Source organism: Halobacillus ihumii (genome assembly GCF_902726645.1).
In the GTDB taxonomy this organism is placed as follows: domain Bacteria; phylum Bacillota; class Bacilli; order Bacillales; family Halobacillaceae; genus Halobacillus_A; species Halobacillus_A ihumii.
Window position 1 is genome coordinate 1975081 of sequence record NZ_CACVAO010000001.1, and the last position, 21239, is coordinate 1996319.

17 protein-coding genes, 1 pseudogene and 1 riboswitch are annotated in these 21239 nt (G+C 39.3%); of the genes and pseudogenes, 12 read left to right on the forward strand and 6 right to left on the reverse strand.

What is annotated here, in order from left to right; genetic code table 11:
- The first annotated feature begins 60 nt into the window (after window positions 1–60).
- From G6R08_RS09815 to fdhD, 8 genes and pseudogenes are all read left to right on the forward strand, one after another.
- On the forward strand, window positions 61–3261 hold the full coding sequence (locus G6R08_RS09815) for a type 2 lanthipeptide synthetase LanM family protein (protein ID WP_163527812.1): 3201 nt from the start codon (window positions 61–63) through the stop codon (window positions 3259–3261).
- Window positions 3258–5420: a peptidase domain-containing ABC transporter gene (locus G6R08_RS09820; RefSeq protein ID WP_163527813.1), complete on the forward strand. Its 2163-nt coding sequence runs from the start codon at window positions 3258–3260 to the stop codon at window positions 5418–5420. The genes G6R08_RS09815 and G6R08_RS09820 overlap by 4 nt, the downstream gene beginning before the upstream one ends.
- Window positions 5417–5935 (forward strand): TlpA family protein disulfide reductase, encoded by a 519-nt coding sequence (locus tag G6R08_RS09825; protein WP_163527814.1) that lies wholly within the window; start codon window positions 5417–5419, stop codon window positions 5933–5935. Before G6R08_RS09820 ends, G6R08_RS09825 begins: the two co-directional genes overlap by 4 nt.
- Window positions 5935–6354 carry a vitamin K epoxide reductase family protein gene (locus tag G6R08_RS22450; RefSeq protein ID WP_163527815.1) on the forward strand — a complete coding sequence of 140 codons (420 nt, stop codon included), beginning with the start codon at window positions 5935–5937 and terminating at the stop codon, window positions 6352–6354. The genes G6R08_RS09825 and G6R08_RS22450 overlap by 1 nt, the downstream gene beginning before the upstream one ends.
- 118 nt (window positions 6355–6472) lie before the next feature.
- Window positions 6473–6628 (forward strand): annotated as a pseudogene (locus G6R08_RS22455) (hypothetical protein); the annotation flags it as partial.
- A gap of 206 nt (window positions 6629–6834) precedes the next feature.
- Window positions 6835–7013: riboswitch (Lysine riboswitch) on the forward strand.
- A 123-nt stretch (window positions 7014–7136) separates the two neighbouring features.
- Window positions 7137–8024, forward strand: coding sequence for a 4-hydroxy-tetrahydrodipicolinate synthase (gene dapA / locus G6R08_RS09840; protein WP_163527817.1), 888 nt, complete (start codon window positions 7137–7139; stop codon window positions 8022–8024).
- 219 nt (window positions 8025–8243) lie between these two features.
- Window positions 8244–8711: a divergent PAP2 family protein gene (locus G6R08_RS09845; protein WP_240339685.1), complete on the forward strand. Its 468-nt coding sequence runs from the start codon at window positions 8244–8246 to the stop codon at window positions 8709–8711.
- A 64-nt stretch (window positions 8712–8775) separates the two neighbouring features.
- Window positions 8776–9576 (forward strand): formate dehydrogenase accessory sulfurtransferase FdhD, encoded by an 801-nt coding sequence (fdhD, locus tag G6R08_RS09850; protein ID WP_163527819.1) that lies wholly within the window; start codon window positions 8776–8778, stop codon window positions 9574–9576.
- 63 nt (window positions 9577–9639) lie between these two features.
- On the opposite strand, the gene G6R08_RS09855 is transcribed toward fdhD, so the two are convergent.
- Window positions 9640–9909 carry a hypothetical protein gene (locus G6R08_RS09855; RefSeq protein ID WP_240339686.1) on the reverse strand — a complete coding sequence of 90 codons (270 nt, stop codon included), beginning with the start codon at window positions 9907–9909 and terminating at the stop codon, window positions 9640–9642.
- A gap of 182 nt (window positions 9910–10091) precedes the next feature.
- Between G6R08_RS09855 and G6R08_RS09860 the strand changes: the two genes are divergently transcribed.
- Window positions 10092–10586: a CarD family transcriptional regulator gene (locus G6R08_RS09860; protein WP_163527820.1), complete on the forward strand. Its 495-nt coding sequence runs from the start codon at window positions 10092–10094 to the stop codon at window positions 10584–10586.
- A gap of 63 nt (window positions 10587–10649) precedes the next feature.
- On the opposite strand, the gene G6R08_RS09865 is transcribed toward G6R08_RS09860, so the two are convergent.
- Complete coding sequence (locus tag G6R08_RS09865; protein WP_163531262.1) at window positions 10650–11105, reverse strand: MarR family winged helix-turn-helix transcriptional regulator; 456 nt, start codon at window positions 11103–11105, stop codon at window positions 10650–10652.
- A 342-nt stretch (window positions 11106–11447) separates the two neighbouring features.
- Here G6R08_RS09865 and G6R08_RS09870 point away from each other — a divergent pair, with 342 nt between their 5' ends.
- The gene (locus tag G6R08_RS09870) at window positions 11448–12446 is read left to right on the forward strand and encodes a tRNA dihydrouridine synthase (RefSeq protein WP_163527821.1); all 999 of its coding nucleotides are present in this window, start codon (window positions 11448–11450) and stop codon (window positions 12444–12446) included.
- 440 nt (window positions 12447–12886) lie between these two features.
- Here G6R08_RS09870 and ltrA read toward each other — a convergent pair whose 3' ends face one another.
- On the reverse strand, window positions 12887–14701 hold the full coding sequence (gene ltrA, locus G6R08_RS09875) for a group II intron reverse transcriptase/maturase (RefSeq protein WP_205439415.1): 1815 nt from the start codon (window positions 14699–14701) through the stop codon (window positions 12887–12889).
- Between the two features lie 960 nt (window positions 14702–15661).
- On the opposite strand from ltrA, the gene G6R08_RS09880 reads away from it, so the two are divergent.
- Both G6R08_RS09880 and G6R08_RS09885 read left to right on the forward strand, forming a co-directional pair.
- On the forward strand, window positions 15662–16675 hold the full coding sequence (locus G6R08_RS09880) for a DUF3231 family protein (protein ID WP_163527822.1): 1014 nt from the start codon (window positions 15662–15664) through the stop codon (window positions 16673–16675).
- A gap of 97 nt (window positions 16676–16772) precedes the next feature.
- Window positions 16773–17246 (forward strand): hypothetical protein, encoded by a 474-nt coding sequence (locus tag G6R08_RS09885; RefSeq protein ID WP_163527823.1) that lies wholly within the window; start codon window positions 16773–16775, stop codon window positions 17244–17246.
- 257 nt (window positions 17247–17503) lie between these two features.
- Here the strand turns inward: G6R08_RS09885 and G6R08_RS09890 are convergent, their stop codons facing one another.
- The 3 genes from G6R08_RS09890 to istA form a co-directional block, all read right to left on the reverse strand.
- The gene (locus G6R08_RS09890) at window positions 17504–18058 is read right to left on the reverse strand and encodes a cupin domain-containing protein (protein WP_163527824.1); all 555 of its coding nucleotides are present in this window, start codon (window positions 18056–18058) and stop codon (window positions 17504–17506) included.
- An 843-nt stretch (window positions 18059–18901) separates the two neighbouring features.
- Window positions 18902–19669 (reverse strand): IS21-like element helper ATPase IstB, encoded by a 768-nt coding sequence (istB, locus tag G6R08_RS09895; protein ID WP_163527243.1) that lies wholly within the window; start codon window positions 19667–19669, stop codon window positions 18902–18904.
- A gap of 1 nt (window position 19670) precedes the next feature.
- A complete protein-coding gene (gene istA / locus G6R08_RS09900; protein ID WP_163527242.1) occupies window positions 19671–21224 on the reverse strand; it encodes an IS21 family transposase in 1554 nt (517 codons plus the stop codon).
- Between the last annotated feature and the right edge of the window lie 15 nt (window positions 21225–21239).

The following is a 21239-nucleotide window of genomic DNA, read 5'->3' on the forward strand; positions in this document are numbered from 1 at the left end:
TTGGAAATATTTTTAAAGTTACATTTGGTTGATCCAAAACTGTTGTGATCAGGGGGAATAATGATGCCGTATCAATTAGCTTTTACAGATACTGATTTCCAGAATTTGAATCGTGGCCTTTACTTACATGAACGCTTACTCGGAGAAAAGATGGAAGTTAAGGAAGGACAGATGGAAGACTGGTTTCAGAAAACCGGGCTACAGCATGATCAGGGAAAGCGTCGTTTAGCCGAAGCTGGTTTAACACCAGACGATTTCAAATCCCTTTTAGCTGGAAAAGATACGCCGATTGCAAAGGGAAATGTTAACTGGGTTCAAGGCCTATCTGCTATTTTTAATGGACCTCATCTTTTACAGGAGGATATTGAATTTGAGAATGAAGACGTACATAACCAGGAATTCATAACGTTTGTTCAACCTTTTCTAAAGTTTATTAGCTTTGAAATTTCAACTACATACAAAGAGTGGAAGAAGCAATTTAAGGATGTATCTTTCGAAGAAGCTGTCATTCAAAAAAGTTTGTTAACAGCTACTAGGGACAGCTTATTAACCCTTTCTATGCGTGTTCTTGTCTACGAATTAAATCTTATGCGAATTAAAGGTTGTTTGGATGGAGAGACGTCAGAAGATCGATTCAATAATTTTATTGAATCCTATATCTCGAATGAAAAAGATATTTATCTCCTACTAAACAAATATCCTGTACTAGCGAGACTAATGGTAGAAACGACAAATCGTTGGAAGGTTGCTATATGGGAATCTATTGAACGCTTATTTAAAGATATTCCTAAGATTAGAGACGAGTTTAACGGGGATTTTTCAAAATTAAATCATATTCAGACTGGTAGTGGAGATTTACACAGAGATGGGCGAAGTGTACTAATTATGTTATTTGACTCGGGGAAACGTCTAGTTTATAAGCCTCGAACAATGTCTATCGATTTTCATTTTAATCAATTATTGAAATGGGTGAATGAAAAAGGGTATGCGCCAACGTTTCAACCTGTAAAGGTTATTGATCGTGGCCTATATGGTTGGCAAGAATACGCAAGTCATGAAGAATGTGATAATAAAAGTCAGCTTGAGCATTTTTACAAGCGTCTTGGTGGTTATATAGGGATTTTTCATACGCTACATGCTACTGATATTCATATGGAAAATATGGTTGCTTCAGGGGAGCACCCTCAATTTATTGATCTCGAATCTCTATTTCAAAATTTTAACCCTATTGATGCAAAGGATTTAACTGCACTACAAAAAACATCTGAAGAGCTAACACAATCTGTTCTTAGAACAGCAATTTTACCAGCTTCACTATTCAAATCAGGTTCTTTCCGTTCCATAGAAGTGAGTGGGATCGGAGGTCATGCAGGTCAGAAACTTCCACGACCGATTTATAAATTTGCAAATGAAAAGACAGATAAAATGAGAATGTCTAAAGTTGTTGGCTATCATAAGGGCGCAAGTAACCGTCCTTCTTTAAATGGGGAAGAGATCTTACCGGAAAATTACGTTGAGGAAATGGTAAAAGGCTTTGAAAATATATATCTACTACTTGAGAAAAATAAAGATGAGCTGCTGTCCGAGAATGGTCCCATTGTGGTATTCAAGGAGGATAACGTTCGTTCAATCCTTCGCCATACTCAATCTTATTCTACTATGCTGGAGGCATCGCTTCACCCCGATAATTTAAGAAATGGTTTAGACCGTGTACAACTGTTCGATTATCTTTGGCGTATTATTGACCTAAATGAAAAGCTTGGGAAAATCATCCCTTCTGAAACAAAAGACTTATTAAATGGTGATATTCCGTATTTTTCTTCAAAAGTGAGTTCTACTTCTGTTTGGGATAGTCGCGGCAAAGAAACATCAGGGTTTTATGATTTTTCGGCACTAGATCATACGTTAGCTCGCATAAAAGCATTTAGTAAAGAAGATTGTCACAAACAAACTAGATATATTCGTACTTCAATGGCAACGATGCTAAAACGATGGGATTTTAAAGAATACCGTAGTCATGCCGCAAAACAAGTACCAGAAACCCTTGCAACACGAGAAGACTTTTTGCAACAAGCAAAGATGATTGGCGATCAGTTAATGAAATCAGCTTTTTGGGGTGACAGTAAAGAAGATGTTAGTTGGATTGGAATAGGTGCCTCTCTATATAACCGATGGTTATTCACCCCATTAGATGCCACTATGTATGATGGAGTGCTGGGTGTCGCACTTTTCTATGCTTATCTTGCAGAAGTTTCTGAAGAAGAGCAATACCAGGACGTAGCTCGAGCAGCAGTAAAATCAGCATATGATTTTTTAGATCGATATGATGGACTTGGTTCTTTATCTGCATTCCATGGCTATGCTTCCGTAGCTTACGTATTTAGTCATCTGGGTGTACTGTGGAAAGACCAAACTTACTTAGACGAGGCCATAAATGCATTGCTTAAATGTGAGAAATGGATCGGTAGAGATGACATGTTTGATTTGATAGGAGGAGTATCTGGCACATTACTAGTTGCGTTGAGACTTTATAAATTAACTGGATCAGAACAAGCTCGTTCAATCGCAGTGCAATGTGGTAATCATCTAATTCAACATGCTACTAAAAGAGACCAAGGCTATGGATGGGTTTCTTCTATGGATGGTGAAACTGCTTTAGTAGGTTTATCTCATGGTGCAGCTGGAATAGGATGGGCTCTAGCAGAACTTTACTCTTGTACAAAAGACGAAAAGTACCTTGAATACAGTAAGCAAGCTATCTTATATGAACGAAGTCGTTATATTGAAGACGAAGGAAATTGGGCAGATTTACGTTATCGCGATGAACGAAAGCGACTCGGAATTACGACACCGGTTCAATGGTGTCACGGAGCAGCTGGAATCGCTCTAGGTCGCCTAATGACAATAAACCATTGGGAAGATAGTTCTATGATGGAAGAAATAGAAGTGGCGATAAATACGACCATTAGAGAAGGATTTGGTGGAAGTCACTGTCAGTGCCATGGTGATTTTGGTAACTTAGAAGTGCTTCTTATTGCTTCCAAACAATTAAGAGATTCGTCCTTAAAAACTAAGGCGCTTCAAATTGCTTCCTCAATTCTTGAAGAATCGCAGAGTGAAGGATGGTTTTGTGGAATACCTCAAAATGAAGAAACGCCAGGTTTTATGCTTGGATTAGCTGGTGTTGGGTTTGGATTGTTGCGTTTTATTGATCCAGATTTAGTTCCTTCTGTTGTAGTACTAGGTGGACCAGTGGAATGATCTCCACTCGTCTTCGTGTTCCTTTTGTAGAGCAAATGGAACAATCAGAATGTGGCCTCTGTTGTTTGTCCATGATTCTTTCCTATTACAAAAGTGAGTATACCTTATGGGAGTTGCGCAATAGATGGGGAGGCGGACGAGAAGGAATCAACCTTCTTATTATTAAGAAAATCGCTGAGTCCCTTCATTTAACAGCCGTGGCTCAAAAAGTACCTCTTCAACACTTAGATGAGCTTTCATTCCCTGCGATTGTTCATTGGCAGGGTAATCATTTTGTTGTGATTGAGAAGGTAAGGAAAAATAAAGTGTATATATTAGATCCTGCAATCGGTCGAAGAGTTCTCTCTTTTGAAGAATTGGAGGACGTTCATTCTTTCGTATGTTTGTCACTAAAACCTACACCTGAGCTCAAAAAGCGAAAGGTTAAAAAGGTATGGAAAGAATACCTTCGGTTTTTGTGGAAAGAGCCACGTCTAGTCATAGCAATCATCACGTTTTCATTGTTTGTTCAGCTTTTAGCTGTAGCGACCCCAATGTTTGTTCAATTTATCGTTGATAATGTGATTGTCGCTAAAAACAGGACTTATATAGACTTTCTTTTTATTCCAGTCCTCCTCTTGATAATAATACAGTTTGTTTTTTCATTATTACGGACAAGGACATTAGTTCGACTTCAAAATCGGTTGGATTGGAATTTGATGACGGTATTTTTTACTCGCTTATTAAAACTCCCGTATCATTTTTTTCAAATGCGAACGAGTGGGGATCTAATTCTTAGAGCAAATAGCAATATGATCATACGTGAAATATTGTCTACTCGATCAGTAACCATGTTGTTAGATGGAGGTTTGGTTTTCAGTTTTTTAGCTTATATGTTATATAGTTCAGCCTATTTATCTATTTATGTTATTGCTATCGCTATCCTTCAAATCGTATTAACCATGATCGGTAATTACTATACCGGGCGATTGTCTCAGGAGGAAATACTGCGTCAAACACAGGCTTCCAGCTACTTGGCAGAAGTTTTGCGTGGAATTCTAGTTGTTAAAGGAGAAGGGGTAGAGTCTAGCGTCTATAAACAGTGGTCTAGGTTGTTTTGGGAACAAATTAAATCTGCTCAAAAAAGAGGTTTTTTCTCTTCCTATATCGAGAGTTCCATGCAAACTTTACGTATTGCAGCTCCTTTGATTATTTTAATACTAGGAACAAAGCAGGTAATGGATGGTGAGATGAGCTTAGGTGCTATGCTTGCATTTTATACCTTGGCCATTAGCTTTTTCACACCTTTGACCTCTTTGGTTACCACTACAAATCAAATGGTCTTGATGGGTACTTACTTTCGTCGCATATTAGATATTTTAGAAGCTGAACCTGAACAAAATGATGAAACAGTTCTAGATCCCCCACTCCTGAGTGGGGAAATTAAGCTAGAAGATGTTGGTTTTAGATATAACCAATACGGACCTTTTGTTATTAAAAAGGTTTCTACTGTTATTTCACCTGGTGAATTCGTAGCCATAGTAGGCACAACAGGTTCAGGAAAAAGCACCTTAGCATCGTTACTTATGGGACTTTATCAACCTACAGAAGGTCGGGTCCTATTTGATGGTTGTGATATCAATAAACTTGATAAACCACGTTTTCGACATCAAATTGGTGTAGTTACGCAGCAGGTCCATTTGTTTAACTCGTCCATTTTTCAGAATGTATCCTTTCATAACTCGAATATTACACAAGAAGAGGTTATTAGGGCTGCAAAACTTGCAGAAATTCATGATGATGTCATGAAGCTACCAATGAATTATCAAACGATCCTTTCGGAAGAAGGAAATAACCTTTCAGGAGGACAGCGACAACGACTTGCCTTAGCAAGAGCCCTTGTCCATCGCCCGTCTATAATGCTTTTAGATGAAGCAAGCAGTGCACTTGATACGGTTACGGAAGAGCGCATCCACAAAAATTTAGAAAATTTAGAAAGCACCCGTATTATCATTGCACATCGCTTAAGTACTATCCAAAACGCAGATAGGATTCTCGTAGTAGATGAAGGGGAAATCGTGGAAGCTGGTACACATACTGAGTTACTTTCAACAGGTGCTGTGTATCCTGAATTGTATCGAAAACAATTTGAGAAAGAGACAATGGAGGGTATCAAATGAAGAAATTCTTTCTGATTTTTGGAATTAGTTTTGTTGTTATTATCCTTGGGGTCGGAATTTGGGCTTACAATAATCCTCAACCCGCAATTGAACTTGTGTTTGATATGGGGGGTATAGAAGAAGAAGAAGATATGCCGATGGTAAGTGGAAGGGAAGTAGAGGGTGGAACAGCTTCTATAGACGAATATCTAGGAAGTAAGTTTGTAGTAATGATTGGTCGTGTTGATTGTGATGTCTGCAAGGAATCATATCAAACTCTTGAAAAGTTAGATAAGAACTTTCCTGAAACACCCTTTGTGATGATCGGTGAAGGCGAACAGACTGAATATGCTAAAGTCAAAAAGAATCACAACTTTACCTTTCCAATCATTTCTGCCAGCGAAGATATCAAAGAAGAACTGAATTTCAAGACTTTCCCAGTATTCTATTTAGTTGATGAAGATGGAAAGGTGGCTCAAAGACTCAACGGTTATGATGAAAAACAGCTAGAGGATCTTTTAGGTGATGCTTCTTGATGTTAAAAAGAAGTGTAAGCGTGTTTTTATTGCAAACTATTTCAATCATCGGTTTATTGGTTTCTATGTATCTTTTGTTAGCTCATTTGTCGAGCAGTTTTTTCTGTCCCATCGGAGACTGTGTAAAAGTAAATGATAGTCAGTATGCAAGTATAGCAGGGATACCATTACCGATTCTAGGATTAGTTTTTTACACAACGTTATTTATTTCAACGTTCTTAATACGGTATAGCCACCTTATCATTATTCCTAAAATTGTTTTGATATCAGGTTTGCTCTTTTCTATCTACCTCACATATCTTGAGGTTTTTATTATACAGGCGCTTTGTTTTTGGTGTGTTATCTCTTTTCTGTTAGTGATTATTGCCACTATTATCATTTTTCGGCAGCAGACTTCATCAATCGCTGGAGGGGCATAATCTGCGATCAAATGGGATGAATGAAGGTTTTTCAACTCAGTTCAAAAGTGAATTTCAATTGTTTTTATTTTCATTAAGTCAGGACTGATGAAAATTATCGGGTGTAGGTTTAGGAAATTATTTCGTCAATTTGGGCATTCCCAGACCCATCACAGTTATGTACGCGGTCGCCACTGTTGAAATTGTCTTCGGGGTCCTGCTAGCAGCAAACAGGTATGTGACGTATGCGATCATATCAATTATTTTGGTCGTGGAGAAGTGGTGTACAAAATAAAGAGTAATTCTAATACAACGATATCTAACCTGGCCTCAAAGAAAAGCTGGAGGACTCCTTCATGTAAAATGGGGCAACGCACCTACCATAATTAAATGCAGCCTTCACCCTTTTTTATAAAAAAATTTCTGTATATCCTTGTAGTCAAAAGCAAATTTTGTTATAGTACATTCAATTAAATATTTTCTTATTTCAATATCATTTGAAGTAAGGATAGAGGTGCAAAGACCATTAGTATGCAATGTGAGGGGCATGAGACCCTAGGAAGGTTGTGGAAAGGGGAATTTGCCGAAGCGGAAGGAATCTCATGTTCAGGAAGCTGGTTCTGTTATTTAATAAATGCAGGACTGTCATATAGGAAACTATATGGAGGGCTATCTTACGCAGGAACGACTTTTCTAAATGTGTTTCTACGGCAACAGCGAACCCTCGTTGTTGTTTTTTTGTGTTTACGACCAAATGGCCCAACACCACAATATTTCTAAATTTATAAAAAGGGTGTGACAGTATGAATTTTGGCCAAGTACTAACCGCTATGGTTACCCCATTTGACCAAAACGGGGAAATTGATTTTAACGCAACGAGAGCTTTAGTAAACCATCTACTAACGAATGGATCTGACGGATTAGTGATAGCAGGTACAACTGGTGAGTCTCCTACTTTAACAACAGAAGAGAAGTTGAGCTTATTTAAATTTGTTGTTCAGGTGGTCGATGGGAGAGCTCCCGTCATCGCCGGAACGGGATCAAATAACACAAATGCTTCGATCCGTTTAACAAAACAAGCGGAGGAAACAGGAGTCGATGGCATTATGCTTGTGACCCCTTATTACAACAAGCCATCACAGGAAGGTTTGTTCCAGCACTTCCAGGCTATTGCTCAATCTACTTCGTTACCTATTATGCTTTATAACATTCCAGGGAGAAGTGTTGTAAACATGGCTTCTGAGACGATCGTTCGCCTAAGCAAAATTGACAATATTGTATCAGTTAAAGAGTCAAGCGGTGATTTAGATGCCGTTTCAGAGATCATTAGTCATGCTTCCGATGATTTTTCGGTATACAGCGGTGATGATGGCATGACATTACCTGTTTTATCCATCGGCGGAGCAGGAATTGTGTCAGTTGCTTCTCATATTATTGGCAATGAAATGCAGGGTATGGTGACAAACTTCTTTAACGGCCATGTAAAAGATGCAGCTGCGACTCACCGCAACCTGCTGCCCGTTATGAACGCATTATTTGCAGCACCTAGTCCATCCCCAGTAAAAGCCGCTTTATCTATAAGAGGGATTAATGTGGGTGATGTACGTTTACCAATGCTACCATTAACCAAGGAAGAAAGAGATACTCTTCAAAGAATAATGCCGCCTAACAAAATTGAAGCCGTTGGCTGACACGGCAAAAGGTTCACATTAGGATAATCTTAATGTGAACTTTTTTCTACTGCCAAGTTTTAAAGTATTCTACTCACCACTTACTTTTGGCATGTCATAGTCCTAGATGAAGATTAACGAACTTGAATTTTTCAAGAGGTAGAATAAAATCTGCTCATAAGGGTATGAATCATAGTAGAGTAGTAACGTAATCGAAAAAGCAAACGGAGGAGATCTGTGGTGAACCGTGGAATTGTAACAGCTTTATCAGCAATTGGGATCGCACAAGGGCTCAAAATACTTACACATAAAAGCGTAACGGGGAAGTGGGAGTGGAAACCGATCTTTCAAACCGGCGGCATGCCAAGTTCCCACTCTGCAGGGGTTGCCTCACTCGCTACTTATGTAGCTGCCAATCGCGGAACGAGACATATCGAAACCGCCTTAGCAGTTGTGTTCGGATCAATCGTCATGTATGATGCCCAGGGAATTAGACGCCATACTGGTGAGATTGCGCAGCTTGTAAACGACCTCGAAGATCACTTCGAAGCCATTTCTGGTGATTTTCCCAGCTTAGAATATGTAAAGCAGGAACATGAATTAAAAGAAGTTCTAGGGCATCAGCCGGCCGAAGTTCTAGCAGGTGGATTGTTTGGTATCCTGCTTGGATTAATGTCAGCAAAAGTAGAAGACAAAAGAGGAGAATAGCTATCACAACTTTGATGATAGTTTTTGATCCTGAACGAATGACGATAAATAGGATGTGAATAATATGGTTCAACATATGAGCCAAAAACGAACCATCGTTACATATAAAAATGGGCAGTTACAAGAGGTAGAGGATGAGATTGTAACTGAATTTCCCTTTACCATTCATATTAACGGTGAGGAGTTTGCCACGATGGTTTGCACGCCAACTCATCTGGAAGAACTTATTATTGGCTTTTTAGCGTCTGAAGGAGCCATCTTATTTAGAGATGACGTTACAGACCTCATGATTGATGAGAGCAGTGGCTTTGCCTATGTCACTTTGAAATCTAAAATTAAGACGGACCAGCAGCATTCAAAACGTTTCATTGGCTCCTGTTGCGGGAAAAGCAGACAATTTTATTTTCAAAATGATGTTCGAACTGCAAAAACATCAATGGCTAAGACTAGACTCAAACCCGAAGATTGCTTGAATCTCATGAGGATGATGCAGAAAAATAGTCTTGTTTTTAAAAATACCGGCGGTGTACATAATGCCGCCCTTTGTACCCCTTCTGAGATCTTAGCAGGGCGTGCTGATATCGGAAGACATAATGCAATTGATAAATTATACGGGTATAGTCTTCTGAACAAAATACCAGTCAGGGATAAAGTAATTGTCTTCAGTGGAAGGATCTCATCAGAAATCCTCATAAAGGCAGCTAAAATTGGAGTAGGTGTTGTTTTATCAAAATCTGCTCCAACTGATCTTGCCATTCAACTCGCGGATGACCTCAATATTACAACGGTCGGTTTTATCCGCGGGGAATCATTTAACGTGTATTCTCACCCGGAGAGAATATCAGATTATAGTGTTGCTGAATAGAAGTAAAGAAGCCATCCATGTTTGTACAATGGATGGCTCCTTTATTATCACTTCTGGTTAATTCTACACCCTGTTATGAAGATGATCGGGGTTCTTCACTATAGATTTCCCCTCAACTTTTATAGGATCTGGGAGTTTCATGAATAAAGACAGTACAATATTAATCACTGCCAATAATAAACTTATTTTAAACACCAAAGAAGATCCCATCGCCGCTGCTTGTGTTGGTTCGTTTGCAACGGTTGCCAGGTAGCTATTTTGTTTTGCGGCTAACATAGAGACCATTACCGCAATACCAATGGCTCCAGCAACTTGTTGGACCGTTTGAGTCAAAGCAATTCCATCTGGATAATACTGTTTTGGAAGAGAATTCAGTGTGTTCGTTTGGACAGATGCAAGGACCGCTCCTCTGTTTACTATATCAATTAAAATCCTAAAAAGTCAACTTAGTTGACAAAATTTAAAGATTAAGATATTATAAACTTAGTTGACAATATGGATTGGGAGCGAATATAATGTTTAACATTGGAGATTTGGTCATCTATTCCACACACGGTATTTGCAAAGTTGATAATATTTGTGACAAAACTTTTTCTGGAATTACTAGAACATATTACGTTTTACATCCTATGGAAGATCATCACCAATTAACCATAAGTACTCCAGTTAACAACAATAAAGTACTGATGCTTGAACTTATTAACAAAGAGGAAGCCCATGATATTCTTGAATCATTTAAGGATCCAGGGATAAAATGGTACGATCACTCTAATATCCGCCTCAATTTATATACCGAGATTGTAAATACAGGAGATCGAAAAGAAATTGCCAAAGTAGTCAACACATTGATGCGAAAGAAATTGGAATTGCAACTTCTCGACCGTAAATTTTATGAACGAGATCAACGACTTTTGAACACAACAGTCAATATATTATTTAAAGAATTAGCTATTTCATTAGAGACTACGTTTGAAGACATCCATGAAATAGTGATGGGAGCCATAAAGTAAAATAAATAGGGTCCTTCTTTTTTATCTACTAAAAAAGAAGGACCCTATTAAAATCCAGATTGACTATTCTATTCCCCACTCTGACTTCAATAGATCTTTAAGGATTTTTACTTGCTCAGTGCCGATTTTTTCTGCAATTTCATTCTCAAGTTTCGCTTTAAGGTTCTCATTTTTTTCATAGCATTCCTCGCCCAAAGCCGTTAACTCGATGCACTTCTCTTTCTTATTGTTTTCAACATTTTTTACTTCTACTAATCCTTTTGCAGAAAGGTTTTTAATAAACTTATGTATCGCCTGTCGAGAGATATCCACTCTTTTTGTAACATACGAAATGGTTGGTTTCTTTTTATAAATCCTCGCCATGATATACCATTCTGAGTTTGAAATATAAATCTCACTGTTATCGTTCCATCTTTTCTCGGAAATTCCGCGGACTAAACCATGACGCTCACTTAATAAATCTATTAAATCCAAATTTTGAAATTCAGAGTTAGAATTCAAATGATTCACTCCTATCATAGGCTTCGTCATATACTATACAAAACCCGCTATAGGGTGTCAATTTGATTGAGCTTGTTGCTTTGTAAATTATCCGGCGGCCTATAAGCCATTCTTTTTTTATAAAAAAAAGACTTCACTTATCCTGATTTTGGTTAGTCTTCTACATAAGAATATTAAACTCCGATAAAAACCAGGATTCCCCTCAAAAACAAGACCACTCGTTCTCTTGCACTTTTCGTTTGATGCTATTAAAGTATATAATGGTTGAAATCCAGTCTAACTAGGAATAGATAACAACAACATTTTCACTTTTTAATTTTGGGAACATGCTTTCCCATAAGGAAAGGGTTCAGATATACTATGAAAGAAAATTTTTGGCATGAGCTTCCACGGCCGTTTTTTGTTCTGGCACCAATGGAAGCTGTGACAGATATCGTTTTTCGTCATGTCGTGAGTGAAGCAGCGAGACCTGACGTGTTTTTTACAGAGTTTACGAATACTGAAAGCTACTGCCACCCGAAAGGAAAAGACAGCATTCGTGGGCGTTTGACGTTCACAGAAGATGAACAGCCGATCGTTGCCCACATCTGGGGAGACAAGCCCGAACACTTTCGGGAAATGAGTATCGGCATGGCGGAAATGGGCTATCGGGGCGTAGACATCAACATGGGATGTCCTGCACCGAATGTCGCACCGAAAGGGAAAGGATGCGGCCTGATCCGTCGCCCGGATGTGGCAGCGGAAATCATCCAGGAGGCTAAAGCGGGAGGTCTGCCCGTCAGTGTGAAGACCCGTCTTGGGTATACGAAAGTAGAGGAATGGCGCCATTGGCTGAAGCACCTCCTGGAACAGGATATTGCCAATCTTTCCATCCATCTCCGTACGAAAAAAGAAATGAGTAACGTCGATGCTCACTGGGAGCTGATTCCAGAGATTAAGAAACTTCGTGATGAAGTAGCCCCTGAAACACTTCTGACAATCAATGGAGACATCCCTGACCGTCAGAAGGGACTTGAACTTGCAGAAAAATACGGCGTGGACGGAGTGATGATCGGACGGGGGATTTTCCATAACCCGTTCGCTTTCGAAACAGAGAAGAAAGAACATACAAGCGAAGAACTGCTCAATCTCCTGCGCCTGCAGCTCGACCTTCATGATAAATATTCCGAAGAACTGGAGCCACGGATCTTCAAACCGCTCCGCCGTTTTTTCAAGATTTATGTCCGTGGATTCCGGGGAGCGAGTGAGTTAAGAAATCAGCTGATGAGCACCCAATCCACCGAAGAGGTGCGTGCGCTGCTTGATGAGTTCACAGATAAAGATGGAGTGAAGGAAGAGGAGGGTTTTTCTATTTCTTAAGTCGTTTTGTTTGAACCGAATTATTCTTATAGAGGTAGCGTCAGGAAAATGCGGATTTACAACGTTAAGCAAATAAAAGCATAGAAAAATCGGTCCCTTACAACGTTTAGGAACCGATTTCTTTTATTTGGCTTGTTAAGCTAAAGCCCCTTATAGTTTAAGTGTAGTGTTTCACAAACTTACCCAAAATTACAGTAAATCTTTACTCACACATATAAGGGGTCTCGCCAACATTTTGAAAAAATCCTACGCTAGAAACTAAAGAGCCTAATTTTTCAATGTTGTAATCGAGAAATTAAGCTTTTATTACTTCACAATCGTTAGCAATAGGTAAGCGTTTGAAGTTATCTCCGGCTTTTCCCCTGCTCCGCACCGAACGTGCTAGTTTCCCAGCATTCGGCGTTCCATCTAATGATATGTATTAAATTATAAGTTCCTTGTTACTCTTCGAGACTGGATCGCTCGATCCCTTCCATCCCACATACCTTACGGTATTGGTTAATTTTATCTAAAATTCGTTGGTTTTGTGGAATCTTTTCAAGATAAACTTTGATTCGCTCGATATCTCTAATGTGAATGAGCCGGTGAACATCTTTATGGAGAATGCGGAGATTTTGAAACTTATCCGTCCCTCCAAGACTCTTGGGTACGTAATGATGACAATGAACATCTGAAGCATGTAAGTACTCGCCTGTAATTTCACATTTGCCCATCTTCATACTGTACCGACTTATTCGATTATCAAGATATTCTATACTCCGATTCTGTAGAGAAGCTTTCATTAAATAACCGACTTCTTGTTGTATATCCGGTCGTAACTTTTTATAAATTTGTTCTCTACCTTTCTTTGTGTAAAGCGAAAGCTTTGGACTGAAGTTCATCGTATGGAATGTTTTAACATTACCAATAGGAAAAAGGTACATCCCTCTAATGTTGATAGTCTTCGTTCCTAAGCTAAAGTTCTTCTTATAAAAAGGTGGTGGCTGAAAAGGATGTTCTAGTTTTCCAACCGGTCGAAGACGGTTCACTAGAAATGGTTTAAGATCGAAAGCAAGACGTGAGAACGCAAGGCTTACATGAGTCGCTCGCTTGAAGTAATGATGAATACCCAAAACGAAACTATTATAACGTTGAATATTTCCAGCAGAAGGGGAAGCTTTTATTCTTCGAATGAGCTTCTTAGCTTCCTGTTTGATTTTCCTTCTTTTTGAGGAAATGACCCCTGTATGGGCCACTCGTTTCTTCCCCTTTTTATTCGCACGAATGGTGAAACCTAAGAACTCTGATTCTCGTTTTCTCAAGTTTACAATTTGAGATTTCTCTGGAGAGATGTCCAACTTTAAACGCTCTTTGAGGTAAAGACGTACCGCATGGTACCACCGTTGAGCTGTCTTTCCATCTCGGCATAGAATTTTAAAATCATCGGCGTACCTAATCAAGTATCCTTGCTTCAAGTTTGTTTGTTTTCTAGCTCGCCTTTTAGCATCATCTGAACTGTAGGTTTTTGTGAGAGGAAAGAACTCCCATTGTCCTGCAACCCATTGATCTAAGTCATTTAGAACGACATTGGAGAGTAAAGGGGATAGAATACCACCTTGTGGTGATCCTTTCACAGGCACTCCTTCTCCATCGATTTCAGACTTGATCATTTTAGCTATACAAGCGAGAACCTTTCGGTCTCGAATGCCCATATTCCAAAGCTGTTTATTTAGTAATGAGTGATTCACATTATCAAAGAAACTTTTAATATCTACATCGACGACAAAATGAAATTGCGCTTGGTTAATTAAATATTGTATCCTTGCCATAGCATGGTGGGCAGACCGAAGAGGTCTGAACCCGTAGCTATGTTTGAAGAATTGAGATTCAACAATTGGTTCGAGTACTTGTTTGAAGCTCTGTTGGATGATTCTATCTAAAATACATGGAATCCCAAGAGGTCTCCATTTACCGTTCTCTTTTTCAATCCATTCTCTTCGAACTTTCTTCGGGTGGTAGTTTCTTAGTTTGGTTCTTAGTTCGTTTACGAGATCGTTTTCCGATAGCTCTTTCATGTCATCGATGGTTTTTCCATCGGTACCTGGCGTTTTGGACCCTTTGTTGGTTTTAATCATGCGAAAAGCGAGCAGGATGTTTTCTCTCGAAATGATCGCGTCATAAAGATGAGAAAACTTGTATCCTTGACTCGCTTTTTCATGTAGGTCTGTAAACGTCTCCGTCATGCGATAATAATCCCAGTTTCGCAGCGTTGGCACTGTGGCACCCCTCCTTACGGAATGATGTTCCCACGTTCCTACCCGATCGGTGCCATTCACGTTAGGAAAATAATTGTTTCATTCATTAGACTTGGGGCTGTTCTTCCACTCCCATTACAGGAGATTCATCAGTCATTCCCCTACCCTCACAAGGACAAATGCTTTTCAGCATAAACTTTATAGCAACCGTTTCGGGTGACAGCCCTTGTTTCAACGTCCCTTGCTTTCCAAGTACCTTACAACGTAGCTTTTCATACTAAACATAGGTGCTTCCTGTAAGCCTGTGAGCTGGATACCGCCATGGTTCGGTATAGCGTATTTCAGAGGGCGCAGTTTTACTCCACACCACTCACCCCATCGTGAGATGGGACATAAGTTTCCTTATGTTCGAATCTTTAGACCCTTACATTCGGAAGTTTGTCAGTTCCTATCTCAAAGAACGATTCTCACCATATCTAGTTTTTCAGCCGCGCGGCATATCCGTTGGCATACCTTTTCTTATTGAATGGCTTCAGCCTTCGTTCTGCCGAATCTACCTGTGCTTCATACCCTATAACCTGTCAGTCATAACGCATGCAGGAGTATTGACGGGATGGTTTCAGGAAACATGGTTCCGTCATTCCCATCCTCCGTTGTAAAGTTGAATTTCTAAATGCTTAAAATTCCTGTATTTTCACGCTGAAATGCGCTTATAACAGAACTTGTCGCGCGCGCCCGTTTCCTGAAGACTTGATTTCAAGATAACCTTAAAAGACAAAATACTGTTCTCCCATTATTGAGCCCTTATGTTTAACAAGCAGAGAGCTTCTATTAGCTGGTATTGCTTAACTATTGAATGGGAATAAAAACTTCCGTTGTAAACGAAAAATGACATCTTGGAATCACCTACATGGGAAATACCTAATAAAAAGGAACTAAACGTGCATAATAAAATAAAACATTTTGATATGGAGGTCTAACATGACTAGCAACATCCCTTTATCGTCTACAGAATTAGGAAATCTTTGGCAAGCATATCAGGAGAAGTCAATGAAGTTGCGTATAGTGGAACGCTTTATTAAAAACTCTGACGACGAAGAAACTCGAACTGTATTACAATCTGCCCAAAGTATAGAAACGAAAAATATAAATGCTATTAAAGCGATTTTTCAAAACGAGGGCGTTGCCATTCCTGTAGCCTTTACAGAAAAAGATATTGACCATCAGGCCCCTCGTTTATTTGACGATCAGTTTTATTTAATGTATTTTCGTTTGCTGAGTAAGATTTTGATTGGTCTTTATGCATTGCATTCGGGGATGTCTTATCGGGAAGACATTTGTAATTTATACAATGATTTTACTTCAGATAGTCAAACGATTTACAACAAATGCACCAAATCCCTACTAAAAAAAGGTGTTTTAGCACGTCCTCCCAGTGTACCTATGCCGAACGAGGTTGAATTCGTCGAGGACACCAGTTTTACAAGCGGCTTGAGCCCCTTTGGAAAGAAACGCGTGCTTAATACAGTTGAAATTGGTTTAGTGCACCAAGCGCTAGAGGCAAACATTACGGGGGCGCAATTGATGACTGGTTTTGCACAAGTTGCTGATAATCCAGAAGTCAAACAGTATTTTCAACGAGGAAAAAAACTTGCGGAAAAAGTAGTTTCCACCATGGGGGACCTTTTATTAGAGAGTGATGTACAAGCATCTTCTACGTGGACAGGAATCGTAACTAACTCCACTATCTCACCGTTTTCAGACAAATTTATGATGTATATCACAAATCTGTTATCGATGTTTGGTATGGGAAGTAACTCAGTTGGAGCAGCGTTTAGCTTTCGCAGTGACCTGCTTTTAAAAATGGGTCAAATGATGACTAACACCTTCGATTTTGCCAAAGACGGAGGGAAAATCATCATCAAACACGGTTGGATGGAAGAGCCTCCCCAAGCAGTGGACAGAACAAAATTATCAAAAGGACAAGGCAAATAAAGACCGGTCAACACGGAATTTTAGCGTTTCGAGCATCACACGAAAATTAGTATAGGAAAAATATGAAAAAACATTTACAATAACTTGGATGGATCATATGAAACAAAACCATAAATATGAAAAACTTTTTTGGAGTATTGCGTTACCAGGATTTGGGCAAATTTTAAACGGTAAGTTCTTAAAAGGCATGCTTTTCATTGGATTGGAATTTTTAATTAACGTTCAGTCAAATTTTAATAAGGTAATTCTTCTAAGTTTCCACGGGGATATAAAAACCGCAATTCAGCAAACCAATTATGGCTGGTTGATGTTCTATCCTTGTTTGTATTTCTTTGCGATGTGGGATGCTTATAAAGATGCAGGGGGTGGGGGAAAACCTTTCTCGTTTATGCCATTTGCATTTTCTGCCTACTCCGTAACCATTGGACTTATCTATTCTCCAGATTTAAGAATAATGGGTATATTATTAGGTCCCATTTGGCTACCCATTTTGTCCTTGATACCCGGGGTAGTAACCGGTTTACTTTTAAAGAAAATTATAAAACTAAAGTCCCGCCAATCCAATTCTTAACAGGTAGCTTCCTACATCCGAAAAGTCAATACATTTTCTGATGCTGTACTTGCTCTCTAAGGACTAGCAAAAATAAGTGATCACTCCTTTTTATTCCAATTTAAGTGTGTTATATTACACCTTTCATGTGGTTAACCCTTTCCGCACATACCACATAACATAAAAAAACAAATATTAGACAAAAAGACCCTATTTTGGAAGGGTCTTTTTATCTTGACTTGTAAATTTTAGCTGGTATTCTAGAAGACCATAGGTTCCTAACCTTCTGGAGCCTCAGCATCTGCCTTTGTTCTATGAACAGTGCCGAATGGATGCTCGGGCGGTGCATAGATTGTGTAGAGTTTTAACGGGATATTGCCTGTATTCGTTAAATTATGCCACATGCCAGCAGGGACCATGATAGCAGAGTCCTCATATACATGCCTTACAAAGTTTAACTGATCTCTACTCTCGCCCATTTGTACAAATCCTTGACCTTCCTCAATACGTAAAAATTGATCTACGTCAGGATGAACCTCTAGACCAATATCTTCTCCGACGTTGATACTCATCAAGGTCACTTGTAGATTATCTCCAGTCCATATAGCAGTTCGGAATGTGTTGTTTTGCCTAGCTGCTTGATTAATATTCACTACAAAAGGTTCTTTTCCATGGTCATTTAATATGGGACTAGTACATCCCTGAGTGTTTGGATATGGCCAATATTGATTTGCATAGCCCATACCATATGACATATTTCCATGATTACACATTGGCTCATTACTATAATAAGTGTTCGAATAATAAGGATCCATATAAAAAGGTTTATTCATTGAAACATTCCTCCAAAGACATATGATTATAAACCCATCATATGCCCCACGTACTTAGGAGGTCATTTCTAATTCTTATTCCGTTATCTGGCCCTAAAATGTAAAAAGGACGCGTTATTCGATAAACGCGCCCGTTTCTTTAGTAGCTCTTATTAGCTGGTATAACTGAAGATTAATGTAATAGGTCAAAACACCATCATTACTAAAGCTAAATCTTTAGCCAAAATAGTAATTCTCCTTCCCTTGAAGAAGGTGCTAATTAGTTTCAAAATTCTTTATTAACCTAATTATCCAGTATAAGACAATCCAAGGAAGTATAAATTTTGTTAACCATTCAACTACACCCATAAAAACTAGCATTAAAGAAAAAGTGTCAACCCCGAGGTAGGGTAATATAAAAACAAGAATAATAACAAATAAAGAACCAAGTATGATATCTTTCCGTGGTATTTCACTCAACCTCTTTTTCATTCTTTATCATCCCACAAACACTATGCATTTAGTCTATCTATATTATAGTTATTCAACAACTCTGCCAACTTGAGTATGTAACGGACGATTGACTTATACAGCAATCGCGCTCCATTTCTTTATTAGGATTAAAAGAAAATGATTGATCCAAAATAAATAAAGCTCATAACAAAAAACACAGTCAGAAAAGTAGTTAATCCATTAGGTAACTTTTCGTAAAAATAAATTAAAGCCAAGCCTATAATTAAATGAAAGACCAGAAACAATGTAACACTCATTTTATTCATTCCTCAAATACACTAAATTTGGAGTACACAAATGCTGATAATCCCTTATTGTAACCGTCAAGTAGTTTTGAACACTTTTTGCTCATTAATTTTGAACACTTTTCGATTGGAATACAGACTTTCTGTACTTGATTCGATGACTAGACCCATTTAAATGAATGACTTCAGCCCGGTGAAGGAGCCTATCTAGGATCGCTGTGGTAATTCCCTGATCGCCCATTAATTCTCCCCACTCCTCTGGGCCTTTGTTGGACGTCAGTATTATAGAACTTCGTTCATACAAATGATTCACTAACTGGAAAAACAGGTTGGCCTCTTGTTGGTCCATTGCCATATACATGAGGTCATCGATGATGACCAGATCGGCGTCCCTAATACGTTTAAGGCGCAACTGTGCTTTTCGGATGTACTCCTCAGTCTTTAAAAGAGGCACCAGCTCTCCCATGGAGATGAAGACCACACGTTGGCCTTGTTGGATGGCCTCCAATCCAAGGCCTATCGCCAGATGCGTTTTCCCTACCCCTGGCGGACCAAGGAATATTAAATTAAATGCGTGATCTAGCCAAGAGAGTTCCCGCAGCTGTTTGAGCTGCCGTGTACTTAGAGATGGTTGCTCTCCCAAATCAAACTCATCAAGGTGCTTCTCATATGGGAACTTGGCCCATTTCAGGTGCTTTTCTATCATCTTCTCCTCGCGGCGCTTCTCTTCGTACGTGAGGAGTTCATGCAGAAATTCCTGGTATGTCCAAGAGCTAACCTCTGCCTTCCTTAAAAAAGAGGGCAGCTCCTTAGACGTCTCTGACATTCTAAACTGATGGAATTGAGCCTGTAAATTTTCTACTGTTCCAACCAACTTACACACCTCCCAAGATTTTGATATAGCCATCTATATCGCGTAATGCGGCCTTTTGTTTCAATAGTTCCGTAGGAACATCGACTCCTGAAAGTTCATCTTCAGGAACTTGCTCCTGAAGCCCCTGAATCTTGGAGAAGTGCTTTACCACATCGTAAAAGTCATTCGCACTCCACAATCCCTTCTGAAGACAAGTATCTAGGGCCTCCTGAATGAATGGCTTATAATGTTTAACGGCTTTCTGAAGAATCTGCAGCTGATCCCGTATGTACCGGGGATAACGCTGATGCAGCTCGTCGAGGAAGACCTGAATCTTTTCTTCTTCATGGAATGATGTTCTGATGGTATCCATGTAAGCAGCTATTCCTTTTGACCTGTCTCTGGAATGGTGGGTATTTTTAATAAGTTTCCCTTTGTTAGTAGAGAGTCTATGGGTAGCTAGAAGGATGCCGTCGGGCGAAGCCTTAATGAAAAGCTTTTCTCCCTCCACCTGTATGTAGACCGTGTTCTCGCCGTTTGGCTGATATGTACCCAACGGGACGGAATAACGATTCGATTTGTATTTGATGACATTGTCCTTATGAACCATCCTTGTTATACTGTAACTAAGATTGCTCTCGAAAGAGAGTGGTAAGGAGACTTTTCGTAAGTGTGGCTTTTCCAGGGCGAACACTTCGACAGGTCTCTTTTTTATGGTGTTGTGGACTTGATAATTTCCCTTCCTTTCCAGCCAGGCCAGACATTGTTCATTCCATGTTTCAATTTGATGGAACACACGATTCTTTCCAAAGTTGTATTTTACAAACTTTACAACGTTCTCTATCTTTCCTTTAGATTCAGGGTCTGCTTTCCTGCATAGGAATACACGAAAATTCCTATTTTGTTTATAGGCCTGAAATTCCTCTGTAAATATGAGATCCCCTCCATTCTCACTGACCGTCATCAATTTATCCTGGTCATAGACAATTTCTTCTGTGATCCCTCCGTAAAATTCAAAGGCATTTTCATGACACCGTAACACGTCCCTTGTCGTGAAAGGCTTCTCCTGCCACTCCACATACTTATATCGGGAGTGTGAAAGGACAAAGGCTATCACATAAATTTTAATGGTTTTCCCATCAGTGGTCTTTACTTTTAACTCTCCAAAATCCACCTGCATCTGTTTACCTCTCGGTAACTCCTGTAATGCCTCAAAGTGACGTTTATTCAAGACTTTGGGGATATGATATTTCTCCCGAAGTTCCTTTACGTAAGTTCTCACGGTACTCTCCCCAATCTCTCGGAAATTACATCGTTCTTCCAGCCAGTCTGATATCTGGGAGGCCGAAAGGTCTGGGTGTTCCCGAAGCCAATCTAATATGACCTCCTGATAAATATCCAGCTTTCTTTTTCTGGCTCTTAGCGTTTCCACCCATTCCACTGCAGCTTCGAAGTCTCTTCCCAGATAAGTATATACAGTGTTTCGGGACACCCCGCATTTTCGTGCTATTGCTGATACATTAAAACCATCCCTCTTCAATTGATGTGCTAAAACGATTTTCTCCAACTTCTTCATCTACTCCTTACTCCC

Excerpts from the sequence above, each read along its gene's own strand:
- istA (WP_163527242.1), bottom strand. The coding sequence starts at position 21,224 with ATGAAGAAGTTGGAGAAAATCGTTTTAGCACATCAATTGAAGAGGGAT.
- G6R08_RS09825 (WP_163527814.1), top strand. The coding sequence starts at position 5,417 with ATGAAGAAATTCTTTCTGATTTTTGGAATTAGTTTTGTTGTTATTATC.
- dapA (WP_163527817.1), top strand. The coding sequence starts at position 7,137 with ATGAATTTTGGCCAAGTACTAACCGCTATGGTTACCCCATTTGACCAA.
- G6R08_RS09890 (WP_163527824.1), bottom strand. The coding sequence starts at position 18,058 with ATGAATAAACCTTTTTATATGGATCCTTATTATTCGAACACTTATTAT.
- fdhD (WP_163527819.1), top strand. The coding sequence starts at position 8,776 with ATGGTTCAACATATGAGCCAAAAACGAACCATCGTTACATATAAAAAT.
- G6R08_RS09865 (WP_163531262.1), bottom strand. The coding sequence starts at position 11,105 with ATGATAGGAGTGAATCATTTGAATTCTAACTCTGAATTTCAAAATTTG.
- G6R08_RS09815 (WP_163527812.1), top strand. The coding sequence starts at position 61 with ATGATGCCGTATCAATTAGCTTTTACAGATACTGATTTCCAGAATTTG.
- G6R08_RS22450 (WP_163527815.1), top strand. The coding sequence starts at position 5,935 with ATGTTAAAAAGAAGTGTAAGCGTGTTTTTATTGCAAACTATTTCAATC.
- G6R08_RS09860 (WP_163527820.1), top strand. The coding sequence starts at position 10,092 with ATGTTTAACATTGGAGATTTGGTCATCTATTCCACACACGGTATTTGC.
- G6R08_RS09880 (WP_163527822.1), top strand. The coding sequence starts at position 15,662 with ATGACTAGCAACATCCCTTTATCGTCTACAGAATTAGGAAATCTTTGG.
- G6R08_RS09870 (WP_163527821.1), top strand. The coding sequence starts at position 11,448 with ATGAAAGAAAATTTTTGGCATGAGCTTCCACGGCCGTTTTTTGTTCTG.
- G6R08_RS09820 (WP_163527813.1), top strand. The coding sequence starts at position 3,258 with ATGATCTCCACTCGTCTTCGTGTTCCTTTTGTAGAGCAAATGGAACAA.
- G6R08_RS09885 (WP_163527823.1), top strand. The coding sequence starts at position 16,773 with ATGAAACAAAACCATAAATATGAAAAACTTTTTTGGAGTATTGCGTTA.